15 protein-coding genes are annotated in these 14,247 nt (G+C 59.3%); 5 read left to right on the top strand and 10 right to left on the bottom strand.

Going from position 1 to position 14,247, the window contains the following annotated elements:
• Positions 1–116: 116 nt before the first annotated feature.
• Positions 117–1,763: a CTP synthase gene (locus tag AACH39_RS07165; RefSeq protein WP_215781549.1), complete on the bottom strand. Its 1,647-nt coding sequence runs from the start codon at positions 1,761–1,763 to the stop codon at positions 117–119.
• A gap of 296 nt (positions 1,764–2,059) precedes the next feature.
• On the opposite strand from AACH39_RS07165, the gene rpmB reads away from it, so the two are divergent.
• Positions 2,060–2,293 carry a 50S ribosomal protein L28 gene (gene rpmB / locus AACH39_RS07160; RefSeq protein WP_215781551.1) on the top strand — a complete coding sequence of 78 codons (234 nt, stop codon included), beginning with the start codon at positions 2,060–2,062 and terminating at the stop codon, positions 2,291–2,293.
• A 35-nt stretch (positions 2,294–2,328) separates the two neighbouring features.
• On the top strand, positions 2,329–2,484 hold the full coding sequence (rpmG, locus tag AACH39_RS07155; protein WP_133684015.1) for a 50S ribosomal protein L33: 156 nt from the start codon (positions 2,329–2,331) through the stop codon (positions 2,482–2,484).
• 137 nt (positions 2,485–2,621) lie between these two features.
• On the opposite strand, the gene AACH39_RS07150 is transcribed toward rpmG, so the two are convergent.
• Genes AACH39_RS07150 through AACH39_RS07110 form a run of 9 tightly spaced genes read right to left on the bottom strand, consistent with a single transcriptional unit; the run spans position 2,622 to position 10,908 of the window.
• On the bottom strand, positions 2,622–3,440 hold the full coding sequence (locus tag AACH39_RS07150) for a uracil-DNA glycosylase (RefSeq protein ID WP_215781553.1): 819 nt from the start codon (positions 3,438–3,440) through the stop codon (positions 2,622–2,624).
• A complete protein-coding gene (rimI, locus tag AACH39_RS07145) occupies positions 3,437–3,877 on the bottom strand; it encodes a ribosomal protein S18-alanine N-acetyltransferase (RefSeq protein WP_338621190.1) in 441 nt (146 codons plus the stop codon). The genes AACH39_RS07150 and rimI overlap by 4 nt, the downstream gene beginning before the upstream one ends.
• Positions 3,874–4,548 (bottom strand): tRNA (adenosine(37)-N6)-threonylcarbamoyltransferase complex dimerization subunit type 1 TsaB, encoded by a 675-nt coding sequence (gene tsaB / locus AACH39_RS07140; protein WP_215781557.1) that lies wholly within the window; start codon positions 4,546–4,548, stop codon positions 3,874–3,876. The genes rimI and tsaB overlap by 4 nt, the downstream gene beginning before the upstream one ends.
• A 31-nt stretch (positions 4,549–4,579) precedes the next feature.
• Entirely contained in the window at positions 4,580–5,764 is a 1,185-nt protein-coding gene (locus AACH39_RS07135; RefSeq protein WP_252346177.1) for an EAL domain-containing protein, read from the bottom strand.
• 45 nt (positions 5,765–5,809) lie between these two features.
• Positions 5,810–7,705 (bottom strand): chemotaxis protein CheA, encoded by a 1,896-nt coding sequence (locus tag AACH39_RS07130; RefSeq protein WP_338621189.1) that lies wholly within the window; start codon positions 7,703–7,705, stop codon positions 5,810–5,812.
• A gap of 37 nt (positions 7,706–7,742) precedes the next feature.
• Complete coding sequence (gene cheZ, locus AACH39_RS07125) at positions 7,743–8,510, bottom strand: protein phosphatase CheZ (RefSeq protein WP_338621188.1); 768 nt, start codon at positions 8,508–8,510, stop codon at positions 7,743–7,745.
• Between the two features lie 33 nt (positions 8,511–8,543).
• Complete coding sequence (cheY, locus tag AACH39_RS07120; RefSeq protein WP_215781566.1) at positions 8,544–8,933, bottom strand: chemotaxis response regulator CheY; 390 nt, start codon at positions 8,931–8,933, stop codon at positions 8,544–8,546.
• A gap of 52 nt (positions 8,934–8,985) precedes the next feature.
• Complete coding sequence (locus AACH39_RS07115; RefSeq protein WP_215781568.1) at positions 8,986–9,930, bottom strand: chemotaxis protein; 945 nt, start codon at positions 9,928–9,930, stop codon at positions 8,986–8,988.
• A 30-nt stretch (positions 9,931–9,960) separates the two neighbouring features.
• Complete coding sequence (locus tag AACH39_RS07110; protein WP_215781570.1) at positions 9,961–10,908, bottom strand: chemotaxis protein; 948 nt, start codon at positions 10,906–10,908, stop codon at positions 9,961–9,963.
• Positions 10,909–11,080: 172 nt separating this feature from the next.
• Here AACH39_RS07110 and AACH39_RS07105 point away from each other — a divergent pair, with 172 nt between their 5' ends.
• The 3 genes from AACH39_RS07105 to AACH39_RS07095 all read left to right on the top strand — a co-directional run bounded on the left by AACH39_RS07105 (position 11,081) and on the right by AACH39_RS07095 (position 14,239).
• Positions 11,081–12,238: a HAMP domain-containing sensor histidine kinase gene (locus AACH39_RS07105; protein ID WP_215781572.1), complete on the top strand. Its 1,158-nt coding sequence runs from the start codon at positions 11,081–11,083 to the stop codon at positions 12,236–12,238.
• A gap of 24 nt (positions 12,239–12,262) precedes the next feature.
• The gene (locus AACH39_RS07100) at positions 12,263–12,568 is read left to right on the top strand and encodes an STAS domain-containing protein (protein WP_215781574.1); all 306 of its coding nucleotides are present in this window, start codon (positions 12,263–12,265) and stop codon (positions 12,566–12,568) included.
• A gap of 519 nt (positions 12,569–13,087) precedes the next feature.
• The gene (locus AACH39_RS07095; RefSeq protein WP_338621187.1) at positions 13,088–14,239 is read left to right on the top strand and encodes a methyl-accepting chemotaxis protein; all 1,152 of its coding nucleotides are present in this window, start codon (positions 13,088–13,090) and stop codon (positions 14,237–14,239) included.
• Positions 14,240–14,247: the final 8 nt, after the last annotated feature.

Genomic DNA, 14,247 nt, shown 5'->3' with positions numbered 1-14,247 from the left:
ATGCAAGACAGCAGAGACAAAATCAGTGGTCGTACACAGGGAAGGGCCGGCCGGAGCCGGCGAACCGAGGTCGGTCTGCGTGGCGGGCCCGCAGGACGGGCAGGCCCGCTTTCGCCTTATCCCTTTTGCCCGATCTTTTCCGCCTTGTAGTTCAGGGCGGCCTGGATATAGGCAGTAAACAGCGGGTGGCCATCACGCGGCGTGGAAGTGAATTCCGGATGGAACTGACAGCCGAAGAACCAGCGATGATTGCTCAGTTCAACGGTTTCAACCAGCTTTTCATGGCCGGCAGACAACCCGCTGATCTTCAGACCGGCCGCTTCGAGGCGCGGTACATAGTAATTGTTGACTTCATAGCGGTGGCGGTGGCGCTCGACGATCTGCTCCGAGCCATAGACCCGTGCCGCCAGCGAACCGGCTGCCAGGTCGCATTGCTGGCCGCCGAGGCGCATGGTGCCGCCCAGGTTGGAGTTCTCGTCGCGGGTTTCCACCTTGCCATCGTGGTTGACCCATTCGTCGATCAGGGCCACGACCGGGTACTCGGTATCGGGGTTGAATTCGGTCGAGTTGGCGTCGGTCATGCCGGCCACGTCGCGGGCATATTCGATCAGCGCGATCTGCATCCCCAGGCAGATGCCGAGATAGGGGATGTTGTTCTCGCGGGCAAAGCGTACAGCCTTGATCTTGCCTTCGACGCCGCGCTTGCCGAAGCCGCCCGGAACCAGGATGGCATCCATGTCGCGCAGCGATTCGGCGCCATCACGCTCGATTTCTTCCGAATCGACGTAGTGAATGTTGACCTGGCTGCGGGTATGGATGCCGGCATGCTTCAGGGCTTCGGACAGGGACTTGTAGGACTCTGTCAGGTCGACGTACTTGCCGACCATGGCGATGTTGACGCTCTCGGCCGGATGCTCGATGGCATCGATGATGCGATCCCAGGCGGAAAGATCTGCCTTGGGCAGGTCGAGCTGCAGCTGTTCGCTGATGATGTTGTCGATGCCCTGTGCATGCAGCATGGCAGGCACTTTGTAGATCGAATCGGCATCGTAGCAGCCGATCACGGCCTGTTCTTCCACATTGCAGAACAGGGCGATCTTGCGCTTCTCGTCATCCGGCAGCTCGCGGTCCATGCGGCACAGCAGGATGTCGGGCTGAATGCCGATCTCGCGCAGTTCCTTGACCGAGTGCTGGGTCGGCTTGGTCTTGATCTCGCCGGCCGCGGCAATGTACGGCACATAGGAGAGATGGACGTACAGGGTGTTCTTGCGGCCCAGTTGGGTGCGCATCTGGCGGATGGCTTCCAGGAAGGGCAGGGACTCGATGTCGCCGACGGTACCGCCGATTTCGACGATGGCCACTTCGGCTTCGCCGGCACCTTCATTCACCTTGAGCTTGATTTCGTCGGTGATGTGCGGGATGACCTGAACGGTGCCACCCAGGTAGTCGCCGCGGCGCTCCTTGGTGATGACCGATTCGTAGATCTGGCCGGTGGTGAAGTTGTTGCTCTTCTTCATCCGTGCGTGGATGAAGCGCTCGTAGTGCCCCAGGTCGAGGTCGGTCTCGGCGCCGTCCTCGGTGACGAATACTTCGCCATGCTGGAACGGGCTCATGGTGCCCGGGTCGACGTTGATATAGGGGTCGAGCTTCAGCATGGTGACTTTCAGCCCGCGCGACTCAAGAATGGCGGCGATGGACGCAGCAGCGATACCCTTGCCAAGGGAAGAGACCACGCCGCCGGTAACGAAGATGAACTTGGTCATGGATCTGCGACTCTGTTGGAATCCGGGATTCTACCCTGAAAACGGGGAAAATTTGAACCGTTTCCCCCCCTGCTGTCGCATGACCGACAGAAAATCCAGCCATACATGCGACACTTGCGGTCTGATGGCGTGGGAAAATTCGACTTGTCTGCGGGTTTGGGGTTATACTGCGCAATTCATTCACTAACTTACGCGACGCTGCATTGCCCCGAATACGGGCACAAGGCGTGCACTGGCTTGAATATAACGCAATTTTTGTGGTATAAAGCCAGTTTTACCGGTTTTGGGAGTCCAACATGGCGCGTGTTTGCAAAGTCACCGGCAAGCGTCCGATGACCGGGAACAACGTTTCCCACGCCAACAACAAAACGAAACGACGTTTCCTGCCGAACCTGCAATATCGCAAGTTCTGGGTAGAGAGCGAAAACCGCTGGATTCGCCTGCGCATCTCCAATGCTGCGCTGCGCACCATCGACAAGCTGGGCATCGACGTTGTCCTGGCCGATCTGCGCGCTCGCGGCGAGATCTGATTCAGCGACAACACGGATAGCGACTGAGGTATACCATGCGCGACAAGATTAAGCTGGAATCGACTGCCGGCACTGGCCATTTCTACACCACCTCCAAGAACAAGCGCACCATGCCGGAAAAGATGGAGATCAAGAAGTTTGATCCCGTTGCCCGCAAGCATGTTCTGTACAAGGAAACCAAGCTGAAGTAAGCCTGGTTCCGGTGACATGGCATTCATAAAAACCCTTCGGTACGCCGAAGGGTTTTTTGTTTTGTCCGGCTGAGGCGTGTCGTGTGCTGACAGCCCAAAGAAAAAGGATCGCTGTGCGATCCTTTTTCTTTGCCGGCTCAGGGCTGCCCGTCCAGGGTACGCTTTGCCAGAACCCAATCCTGCCATGCCTTGGCTTTGTCGGGCGGATTGCGCAGCAAATAGGCGGGATGATAGCTGACAATCAGGCGGCGCCCGCGGAAATCATGCACCTGACCGCGCAGGCGGCTGATGCTTTGTTCGGTCTGCAGCAGCGTTTGTGCGGCAAACCGGCCCAGCGCCAGGATGATGTCGGGTTGGATGTGATCGATCTGTTGCCACAGGAAATGCTGGCAGGCGGCAATTTCATCGCCGGCCGGATTGCGGTTGCCCGGGGGGCGGCACTTGAGAACGTTGGCGATGAACACATCGTCCTGGGCCGAGAGGCCGGCTGCCGCCAGCATATTGTCCAGCAACTGGCCGGCACGGCCGACAAAAGGTTCGCCCTGCCGGTCCTCATGCTCGCCCGGCGCTTCGCCGACCAGCAGCCAGCGTGCCTGCGGATTGCCGCGACCAAACACGGCCTGCGTGCGGGTGTCGCACAGACGGCATTGCTGGCAGTGCTGTACCGCCTGCTGCAGGGCGGGCCAGCTCAGCCGTTCGCTGCTGACCGCCGGCCGCTCGATCTCTGTCGGTGCCACCGGGCTCGGCGCCGTCGCGGGCGGGGGTGTCTCGTTGACGATGCGGAGCGGTTCGGTCTGCGCCGCCAGGGGCAGATCGATGGCTTCGGGTGCGGGCAGGGGCGCTGCCACGGGCTGCTGCAGCCAGCTCAGTCCGGCATGTTCCGGGTGGGCGCCGGGGCGCGCCTGCCAGATCGGCCCCAGTCCCATGGCCTCGACAAGCTGTGCTTTGCGGCTCACAGTGCGGCCTCCATCAGAATGGCGTGTTCACGACCCTCTGCACAGGGGTAGTAATGCTTGCGCAGGCCGCATTCGACAAAACCGCAACGGGTGTAAAGCTGTTGCGCGATGTGGTTGCTGGCGCGGACTTCAAGAAAGACGCGACGAATCTGCTGTGCACGCAGGCGGCTCAGCATGGCCTCCAGCAGGTGGCGCCCCAGTCCCTGACCCTGACAGTCCGGGGCGATGGCAATGTTCAGCAGCTCGGCTTCATCAGGCACCAGCATGGCAATGGCCTGACCGCAGTGCAGACCCTCGCGGCACAGCAACAGGCTGAGGTGACCGGCCTGCATCGATTCGAGGTACTGGTTGGCACGCCATGGATGACTGGCGGCTCGCGCCTCCAGGCTGGCCATGGCCTCGGCATCCTCCGGCAAGGCGTCACGCAGGGAGATCATTTGCGCAGCGCCTGCTGTTCGCTACTGGTCAGTGCCACCTTGTCGCGCACATACAGCAGGCCGGCCTCACGGGCGGGGGCCGGCGGATAGCGACCGCTGTCTGCCAGCCTGATCAGACTGGTGGCATTGGGGGTGATGTCGGCTTCCACCCGTCTCAGGCGGCCGGCCAGGCGCTCGGTCAACAGGGCGGGGTAGTGACGAAAGCCGGAACCGGCGGCCAGCCAGCCGTCCGCGGTGTCCGGCAGCGTGACGTCCTGCGGGTCGCGCAGGCTGATCGGTGTCAGGCGCTGCCAGTGCTGCGTATCGTAGCAGGCGGTATACACCTGGTTCATGCGGGCATCCAGGCAAACCAGCACCGGGCCGTCGAGCTGAACGGCCATACTATCCAGTGTCGGGATGGCAATGACCGGCAGATCGGCGGAAAACGCCAGGCCCTGAGCCAGCCCGCAGGCAATGCGCAGACCGGTAAAGGAGCCGGGGCCCTGGCCGAAGAGGATGCTATCGAGCTGGCGCAATTCGATGCCGGCCTGATCCAGCAAGGCGCGGATGCCCGGCAGTGCGCGTTCGGCATGTGCCTGACCGGCCGGTTCGTGCTGTACCAGTACCTGTCCCTGCCAGCGCAGCGCCAGAGACAGGTAGTCGGTGGAAGTATCGATGGCCAGGCAGTTCATGGGCGAGCTCGAGTCAGGTCAAAACCCGGCATTATAGGCCCAGGCCTTCTATCCAGGCCAGCGCCGAGGTGTGAGCCAGATTGAAGCGGTCACTGTCCAGACCCAGCTGGCGACAAAGTTCCGGAACCTGTTCCAGCGACAGATCCTCGCAGGCGCGAGCCAGTTGCAGATAAGGGGTGAAATCACCGCTCTGACCCAGCAGGGCAGTCTTGATCGATTCCGGCAGCTGCATATGGGCAAGGATGCTGTTCATCGGCATGTCGAACAGCACATCCAGCAGACTGAACATACCGGTGATGAACAGGTTGTCGCATTGCTCCTGGGGCAGCTTTTTGTCCTGACCGATCAGCTCCATCAGCCTGCCTCGGGTGATCACGGTTTTCTGCAGCGCCGGCGGCACGGTACCGCCATCATCCGCGGTAATCAGCAGCAGGGTCAGCCAGCGGTACAGTTTCTTGTACCCCAGCACGGTCACGGCATGGCTGAAAGAGGTGATGGTGGTATTGAGCCCCGCTGCGGCCGAGTTGACGTAGCGCAGCAGCTTGAAGGACAGCGCCACGTCGCGCTTGAGCACATCTTCCAGCTGACGAATGTCGGCATCCTGGCGCAGCAGGTTGAGCAGCGTCAGCGTGTTGGAGAAGGTGGCGTTGATCACCTTGGCCGACAGGGTCTCCGGCCGGGCGAAATAATAGCCCTGAAAGCCATCCAGGCCGAGGTCGTGACATTGCTTGAACTGCTCGCGGGTCTCGACGCGTTCGGCGATGCGGCTGACCGGGAAGCTGCGCAGGCGGGCGGCATTGGCCTGGAAGTGGCCCAGATCGCTGCCCTGGATATCCAGCTTGACGTAGCTGGCCTGATCCAGAAACACCGAGGAGGGGGCCTCGAAATGGAACTTGTCGAGCGCAATGCTGAAGCCCATCGAGCGCAGATGGCGTACCCGTGACTGCAGTTCGGCGCTCAGCGTGATCTCCGGCGGGATTTCCAGAATGATGCGGCGCGGCGGCAGCAATTCCAGGAAGTCGCTGGTCAGCATTTCTTCCCCGACATTGATGAACGCCAGTTTGTTGCCGACCAGCCAGCTGGTCCCCATATGGTTCAGGGTGTTGACCAGGACCTGGGTGTCCGCCTCAAGAACGGCGGTAAGACCGGCGGCATCTGCCTGGGCTGAAGGACGAAAAAGCAGCTCATAACCTATGAGCTGCTGATTTCGATTCAAGACAGGTTGTCTACCGATAAAAGCGTTTTTTGTTGTCATGCCTGCTTAGAAGGTTATCAATTCGGACATTCGGGTACCGCCGCCGGCCTCATTGGCGGACAGGAGGTCTTCCATGTCCAGCACCAGCACGACCGAGCCGTCGCCAGACAGCGTGGCACCGGCAACACCCTTCGGACGGATGTTCTGCAGCGGCTTGATCACCACGTCATCACGGCCGATGAAGGAGTCGATCGCCAGGATAAAGGCCTTTTCCGCCGACTGCATCAGCACACCAAAGCAGGGCTTCTGTGTCGGTTCCCAGCCCAGCAGGCCGGCCAGCGTCTTGAGCGGCAGGATTTCATCGCGCACCACGATGGTCGGCTTGCCGGAAACTTCCTGGATGGCATCCGGATCGATGGTGATGATTTCGCGCACCATGGCCAGCGGCACGGCAAACGCCTGGTTGCAGACGCGCACCACCAGCACCGGCAGAATCGCCAGCGTCAGCGGCAGCGAAATGCTCATGCGCGTACCTTCGCCCGGCACCGAGCTGATGTCGATGCGGCCATTCAGCTTCTGAATGTTGGTACGAACCACATCCATGCCGACGCCACGGCCCGACACGCTGGAGATCTGATCCTTGGTCGAGAAGCCAGGCAGGAAGATCAGCTGCAGACACTGCTTCTCGTCCAGCGAGTTGGCCGTTTCGACATCGATCAGGCCCTTCTCGATCGCCTTGCGACGCAGTGCATCGGCATTCATGCCGCGCCCGTCGTCGGTAATCTCGATCAGGATGTGGTCACCCACCTGCTCGGCGGTCAGCTGTACAGTGGCCTGCGGCTTCTTGCCGGCGGCAATCCGCTCGTTCGGCAGTTCGGCGCCATGATCGACCGAATTGCGCACCAAGTGCACCAGCGGGTCGTTCAGGTCTTCGATCATGGTCTTGTCGAGTTCGGTCTCTTCACCGCTCAACACCAGTTCGACTTCCTTGCCCAGCTGGCGGGCCAGGTCACGCGCCAAGCGCGGGTATTTCTGGAACAGACGCCCGATCGGCTGCATGCGGGTCTTCATGACCGCGTTTTGCAGGTCGCCGACCAGCAGGTCGAGCTGGCTGATCGACTCATCGAGCGAGCGCAGGGTATTGGTATCGTGGTTGCCCTGCAGGATTTCGGTACGCAGCGTGGTCAGACGGTTCTTGGTCAGACCGATTTCGCCCGACAGGTTCAGCACCATATCCAGGCGAACGGTATCGATACGGATGGTGTTTTCCTGCGGGCCGCTGACACTGCCCCCGGCCTTGGCCTGGGCCACGGTCGGCTGGGTCTTGGCGGGCGAGGGCGGCGGTACCACCGCCGGTGCCGCGGCTACCGGGGCTGGCGCGGCGGCTACCGGGGCAGCCGGTGCCGCTGCCGGCGCAGGGGCCGGTTCGGCTGCAGCCGGGGTTGCTCCGGTCACGGATTGATGCAGGGCGTTCCAGTCAGGGCCACCATCGGCCGCTGCCGGTGCGGCTGCCGGCGCTTCGGCGGCCGGCGCAGCAGCGGGGGCTGGTGCGGCAGCCGCACCAATGCTCTCGCCGGCCAGCACGGCGTCCAGTGTAGCCAGCAAGCCCGGATCCGCCGGCTGAGGCATCAGACCCTGACCCAGGGTGCCGAACATTTCCTGTACCACGCTGGTGGCGCTCAGGATCACGTCCATGACTTCCGGGTTGAGGGTCAGCTCGCCGTTGCGCAGCTTGTCGAACAGGTTTTCCGTCCGGTGGCACAAGGTGACCATCGGTGTCACGTTGAGGAAGCCGGCGCCCCCCTTGATGGTGTGGAAACCCCGAAAGATATCGTTCAGCAGGGCCTTGTCATCCGGACGCTTTTCCAGCTCGACCAGCTTGTTGTCGACATCCGACAGCAAGTCGTTCGATTCCATCAGAAAGTCCTGCAACAGCTCTTCCATTCCGCCGAATTCACTCATGGTGACATCCTCGTACTCAATGACTTACGACTCTTGTTCAGAAGCCCAGACTTTCCAGCAGGTCGTCGACCTGTTGCTGGTTGGTCACCACGTCGCTGCGACCTTCCGGATTGACCACCGGGCCATTCAGCAGGCTGGCGTCCACATCCACCTTCTTCAGTGTAGGCGAATAGGCAATCAGGAAGGAGACCAGTTCGTGCTCGATACCCTTGAACATATCCATCATCTTCTTGATGACCTGGCCGGTCAGATCCTGAAAATCCTGGGCCATGACGATTTCCAGCAGCTGGGTGCTGGTCGCCTGGGTCTGTTCGGGTACCGAAGCCAGATAGCTGCGGGTTTCTTCTGCCAGTTGCCTGAATTCGGCGACGGACAGCTGGTTGTTGAAGACCATATCCCAGCGCTTGGACAGCGAGTCCGCGCCCTTTTCGATGCCATCCTGAATCGGCTTGGCGATATCGGTGGCATTGAGCACGCGCTCGGCGGCGCTCTGGGTCAGATTGGCGATATAGGTCAGGCGATCCTTGGCATCAGGAATCACTTCGGCCATGCTTTCCAGCGACTTGTCATAGCCCATCGACTGCATGGCATCGTGCAGCTTGCGCGTCAGCTGACCGATCTGCTCGTACATCACGCTCGGGTCGACCAGGCTCGGGTCGGTGATCAGTTCCGGCGAGACAATGGCGGCCTCCTGTGCCTGTTCGGCCGCGGGTGCTTCTTCCGTAACCTGATGCGCGATGGAGTCAAAAAGCTCCTCGAGCTCTGGCGAATCGCCGTTTTCCAAGATGTGATCCGGCACGATCATTCCTCCTGATACAGGCCCCTGTCGGGTCCGTTTTTATTTGTTCATGGTCTGGAAGATCTTGTTCATCTTCTCTTCCAGCGTCGCAGCGGTAAAAGGTTTGACAATGTAACCGCTGGCGCCTGCCATGGCCGCTTCAATGATGTTTTCCCGCTTGGCTTCCGCAGTAATCATCATGAACGGCAGGCCCTTGAGGGTGGGCTCGGACCGAACCGCTTTGAGAAGCTCAATCCCGGTCATGTTGGGCATATTCCAGTCCGACACGACGAAATCGTAGTGCTGGGTCTTGAGCTTGTGCAGCGCGACCTGACCATCCTCGGCTTCATCCACATTGGTGAAGCCGAGTTCTTTCAGCAGGTTGCGCACAATTCGGCGCATCGTGGAAAAGTCATCCACCACGAGAAAGCGCATATTCTTGTCTGGCATCGAGGTACATCCCGAAATTATTCAGTCAATCCAAAAGGGCTAATTCTAACCATTACCTTTGCAAGAAAGGAATCAAAGTTTCAGCCAGTGCCACCGGATCGAACTTGGCCACATAGGCATCCACCCCGACGCTCGAACCCATCGCGCGGTTGGCGTTGGAGGAGAGCGACGAGTGCATGATGACCGGAATGCCATTGAAGCGGTGGTCCGATTTGATCAGGCGGGTCAAGACATAGCCATCCATTTCCGGCATTTCGGCATCGACCAGGATCACCTTCAGATAATCGTGCAGGGCTTCGCCTTCAGGCCAGTTGCGCGAGGCGAACATCTGCAGGCGCTCCCAGGCTTCGCGACCATTGGTCGCCTGCTGGAACTTGACGCCCATCTTCTCCAGTACACCGGTGATTTCCTTGCGGGCCACTGCCGAATCGTCGACGAAGAACATGTACTGGTCGGTGCCCAGCTGTGCCTGCGGCACATCCGGTACACGCGCCTCGCCGACCACGCTGGCGAGAATCTGTTCCACGTCCAGAATCGACACCAGCTTGCCGTCTTCCAGCTCGGTGATGGCGGTAATCAGGTTGTTCTGGATGGCAGAACTGGTGATCACCATATTGTCCGGTGCCCGGACCTTGTCCCAGTCGACACGGATGATGCGATCCACCGAGTCCACCAGGAAGGCCTGGGTACTCTTGTTGAATTCGGTCACGATCATGGTGTCGAAACGGCGCGCCGCATTGTCCGGACAAATGAATTTGGCCAGCGAAATGACCGGAATGATATTGCCGCGCAGCGAGAGCACGCCCACCACACCGATCGGCATGTTGGGCGACTTGGTAATGGCCGGGGTTTGCGATACTTCGCGAACCTTGAATACGTTGATGCCGAATGTTTCCCGCGTACCCAGCGAGAACAGCAGGATTTCCATCTTGTTGGAGCCTGCCAGCTTGGTACGAGCATCGACCGTCGCCAGCAAGGAAGCGTCATTGGCTGCCATCTTCTGTCCCTTCCCGAGTCTGTACGATTTTTATTCTTCAATATGCAGCATTTCGCGCAGTTTCATCGACAGCTTCTGCGGCTCGAACTTTGACACATAAGCATCGACGCCTACCGATTCGCCGAGCTTCTGGTTGGATGCGCCGGACAGGGACGAGTGCATCAGCACCGGGATGCCCTGGAAGCGCGGGTCGCTCTTGATCATCTTGGTCAACATATAGCCGTCCATTTCCGGCATTTCCACATCGGTCAGCACCAGATGCAGGATGTCGGACAATTTCCGGCTGGCCAAGTCGGCCTGCATCGCCATGCGTTGCAGTTCTTCCCATGCCTTGGCGCCATTGATCGCCTGGGCATATTTGATGTTCATCGCGTCCAGCGTGCGCTCAATCTGCTTGCGCGCCACCACCGAGTCGTCAGCGAAGAAAATCATGCGCTCTTCATGAATCGGCTTGACGTTGATGTACAGGTGGGCGTCATCACTGAGGGTGGTTTCGGCCAGCACCTTTTCCACGTCCATCATCATCACCAGCGTATTGTTTTCCAGCTCGGTGACCGCGGTCACCAGGCCTGCCATACGGTTGGTGATCATGTCCGGCGGCATGCGCATCGCCGACCAGTCCAGGCGCAGAATGGTGTCAACCGACTCGACCAGGAACCCCTGGGTATGACCGTTGTACTCGGTGACAATCATGATTTCGGGCTTGCTGCTGGTCACGATGCCGGAATACTTCGCCAGATCGATCACAGGGACCAGCGCACCGCGCAGACTGACCATGCCTTCCACGGAGGAGGGCATTTCAGGTGCGGTGGTAATTTCCGGCGTACGCATGACTTCGCGTACCTTGAAGACGTTGATACCAAAGACTTCCTTGCGGTTGGTTCGCTGATCATGGCCCAGCGAGAACAGCAAGATCTCCAGTTTGTTGGTACCAGCCAGCTTGGTTCGGGCATCGATTTTTTTTAGAAGCTCTGACACAGCAACCTCCGCAGCATCTTGTTGTGTGGCGTATACACTCCCTTTATACGCCAGTTATGGGGAGTTCCCGATATTTTTTAACGAATGCACTATGGCATGCGTCTAGTATACCCAGATTACGTGGTCTCATTATCATACTGATTAACTGCTTTTTACAAATACCGCAAAGCAAATGCCAAAAAATGTTTCAAAGTTACCTGACCAACAACAACTCGAAGCGGCTTTCGAGCAGTTCAACGCCGTCTCCGATCAGCTGATTGGTGCCTATAGCCAGCTGGAAAGCCAGGTCAACGTCCTCAATCAGCAGCTGGACGAAGCCAACAACGCCCTGCGCCGGCAGGTCGAGGCCAATGCCGAGCTGGCCGAGCGCCTTGGCATGTTGCTGGAAGCCTTGCCAGCCGGGGTGATCGAACTGTCCGAGGACGGACGGGTCATTTCCGAAAACCCGACCGCCATCCAGATGCTTGGCAGACACATCCTGGGCGAGAACTGGCAGGACATCCTGCCGTTATTGCAGCCGACCGAACTGGACCAATCCTACCGCCTGGCCAGTGGCTGCCACCTGACCCTGCAATACAAAGACCTGCCTGCTTCAGGCGGACGCATCGCCCTGTTACACGATGTCACGCGGCTGAACCAGCTGTCCGGTGAACTGGCACGCCAGGAAAAACTGGCCGCCATGGGCAGCATGGCCGCGTCGCTGGCCCATCAGTTGCGAACGCCATTGTCTACGGCATTGCTTTACGCCGCTAATCTTAAAAAAACCGATTTGAAAGAGGAAGACCGTAACCGGTTTATTGACAAGATATTGACGCGGCTCAAGGCTCTGGAGGGGTTGATCCAGAATATGCTGGGCTTTGTCCGGGGGCAGGTCACCGAACGCGAGCCGCTTGACATGGCGCTGGTCCTGGATGATCTAAATGCGGTATTTTTGCCGCAATGCCAGTCACGTGGCATTAATTTCGTTTGCGCTTCAGTGCCTGCGTCTGCCATAACGGTGATGGGGGACCGGAAAGCATTGGTCGGTGCCATGACCAATCTGCTGGAAAATGCCGTATTTTTTTCCCCGCAAGGCAGTACCATCGAACTGAACCTGACACAGACGGCCGACAGTCTGTGCCTGCAGGTGTGTGACGCCGGTCCGGGCATCCCGCAGGCGGAACAGGAGCGGCTCTTCGAACCGTTCTACACCACCCGCTCCGGCGGAACGGGGCTGGGGCTGGCGATCGTCAAGAAGGTGGCGGAAGAACTCGGCGGGCGCGTCAGTTGCAGCAATCGCCCTCAAGGGGGGGCAGCGTTCGAATTTTGTCTGCCAGTCGCGCGACAGTAAACAGCAACACCAACGGAGAATGCGATGAAGCCGGTAGTGAAAGTCGAAGGGAATATCGGCAGACTGGTTTTGCTTGGCCAGTTTGACTTCAACATGCACAAGGATTTTCGTCAGGCAAGCCAGGAGCTGCTCGACGCCAACCAGGTGACCGAAATCCAGGTCGATTTCGATCAGGTGCCGTTTCTCGACAGCTCGGCGCTGGGCATGTTGCTGCTGCTGAAAGAGCGTGCCGCCCTGCAAAAGAAATCCCTGGCCCTGGTCAACTGCCACGATACCGTGCAGCAAGTCCTGGAAATCGCCTGCTTCAACAAGATGTTCAACATCCAGTAATGCCGCACAGGCGCGCGCTGCCGGCATGCGCAGACGAGTGATGACCTCACTCGTCTGCGCATGCCGGCGGTCGTCCCGCCTGCCTCCCTCCGCCGGGCTGAGCCCCGACAACCCTTTTCCCTGTTCTTAAGCCACCGGCATGTCCTGCCCGCTGAATGCCTGATCCAGGCTTCAGCCGCGGATTTCCTGCGTTTCCCCTGTCTGTTACCCAATCCGTCATGGCGTGTTGTGCTTGATGTTGATCAGCTACTGATCAAGAGAACAGGGATACCCCCATTCGGGTGAATTCGCTGGACAAATCCAGTGGACAGTCGCCGATGACGAGAGAAAATAGAAATAAAACACATTAATTTGGTGGAAATCACTGCCATGGCCGCTTGGACAGCGGATTGTTGTTGGAATGCTATTAAGCATAAAAAAAGCAATTTGATTAAACATCTTGCATTAGACCGCTTTATGTATGATCAAGAGAGAGTGCTGAAAACAAACTCTCAACTCATCAACAAATAGGACATGCAAATGTCTTCAGGCAGCGTATTTGTGCAGATCCGCTCGGTTTTGCCGCTGCTGGCGGGCTGTGTGCTGGTATTGCTGGCACCCTTGTGGATAGCCTCAACCTGGCTGGTGGCCAGTCTGGCCTGCCTGCTGCTCCTTGTCGTCTGGCTCTGGGGACGGCGGCAGTCAGGCTCCGGCGAGGCCGGCCCGGCTCCGGAGGCGGGACAAACGGTCATGCCCGCTGAGGGCGTGCTGGCACCGCGACAGTTCGCCAGCGAGCAGGCCCGCGAGGCACTCTCCGAACTGGAACGCACCCGCACCCTGATCAGCGAAGCGGTTGCCACCCTGGTTCAGAGTTTTGCCGGGCTGGCCGATGAGGCGCAGGCACAGCTGGTGCTGGCCCAGTCACTGGCCAAGGGCGAAACCGATACCCATCACACCGGTGTCTATGGCATTTCCTTCAAACAATTTGTCGATGAAATCTCGCAGACCATGGAGACCTTCGTCGAGAAGACAGTCGAGAACAGCAAATCCGCCATTCTGCTGGTCGAGCAGATGGAACGCATCGTGACAGAGGTCAATTCGGTCAATGCGCTGCTGGATGAAATCGGTGGCATCAACAACCAGACCAATATGCTGGCCCTGAATGCCGCGATCGAGGCCGCACGCGCCGGCGAGCTCGGCCGTGGCTTCGCGGTGGTGGCGGACGAAGTGCGCAACCTGTCCGGCCGGACCGAGTCCTTCAGCGGGCAGATTCGCGAGCTGATCGCCAAAGTCGGGCACTCGGTGCAGGATGCCGAAACCCTGATTCACCAGGTGGCCTCGCAGGACATGATGTTCACCTTGCAGGCCAAGCAGCGCCTGTCCGAAACCTCTTCACGCATCGCCCTGCTGGATGAGCGCATGGCCGATTCCCTGCAGGAGCTGCAAACCGGCGTGGCCCAGCTATCCAATGACGTTGGCGATGCCGTGCGCTGCCTGCAGTTCCAGGACATGACCTCGCAGTTGCTGGACCACATCCGCCGTCGGCTCGGCGGCATCGAAGAAGCATTGACACTGCTGGGAGAGGTACCGCCGGCAGATGTCCAGGCGCAGTTGCGTGCCATCGGGGAGAAACTGTCGCACTCCCCGGTATTACAGACCGCGATGGGCAGCGGCAGCATTGATCTTTTCTGACGGGGAAC

The sequence above is a fragment of the Paludibacterium flexuosum genome (assembly GCF_037076605.1).
Taxonomy (GTDB): Bacteria; Pseudomonadota; Gammaproteobacteria; order Burkholderiales; family Chromobacteriaceae; genus Paludibacterium.
Note: the sequence above shows the minus strand (reverse complement) of the source record. Positions and strands in the feature narration are given on the sequence as shown.

Coding starts and splice junctions, on each gene's coding strand:
- AACH39_RS07130 (WP_338621189.1), bottom strand. CDS start 7,705: ATGAGTGAATTCGGCGGAATGGAAGAGCTGTTGCAGGACTTTCTGATG.
- rimI (WP_338621190.1), bottom strand. CDS start 3,877: ATGATCTCCCTGCGTGACGCCTTGCCGGAGGATGCCGAGGCCATGGCC.
- AACH39_RS07100 (WP_215781574.1), top strand. CDS start 12,263: ATGAAGCCGGTAGTGAAAGTCGAAGGGAATATCGGCAGACTGGTTTTG.
- rpmG (WP_133684015.1), top strand. CDS start 2,329: ATGCGCGACAAGATTAAGCTGGAATCGACTGCCGGCACTGGCCATTTC.
- AACH39_RS07115 (WP_215781568.1), bottom strand. CDS start 9,930: ATGGCAGCCAATGACGCTTCCTTGCTGGCGACGGTCGATGCTCGTACC.
- tsaB (WP_215781557.1), bottom strand. CDS start 4,548: ATGAACTGCCTGGCCATCGATACTTCCACCGACTACCTGTCTCTGGCG.
- AACH39_RS07095 (WP_338621187.1), top strand. CDS start 13,088: ATGTCTTCAGGCAGCGTATTTGTGCAGATCCGCTCGGTTTTGCCGCTG.
- AACH39_RS07165 (WP_215781549.1), bottom strand. CDS start 1,763: ATGACCAAGTTCATCTTCGTTACCGGCGGCGTGGTCTCTTCCCTTGGC.
- cheZ (WP_338621188.1), bottom strand. CDS start 8,510: ATGATCGTGCCGGATCACATCTTGGAAAACGGCGATTCGCCAGAGCTC.
- rpmB (WP_215781551.1), top strand. CDS start 2,060: ATGGCGCGTGTTTGCAAAGTCACCGGCAAGCGTCCGATGACCGGGAAC.
- cheY (WP_215781566.1), bottom strand. CDS start 8,933: ATGCCAGACAAGAATATGCGCTTTCTCGTGGTGGATGACTTTTCCACG.
- AACH39_RS07105 (WP_215781572.1), top strand. CDS start 11,081: ATGCCAAAAAATGTTTCAAAGTTACCTGACCAACAACAACTCGAAGCG.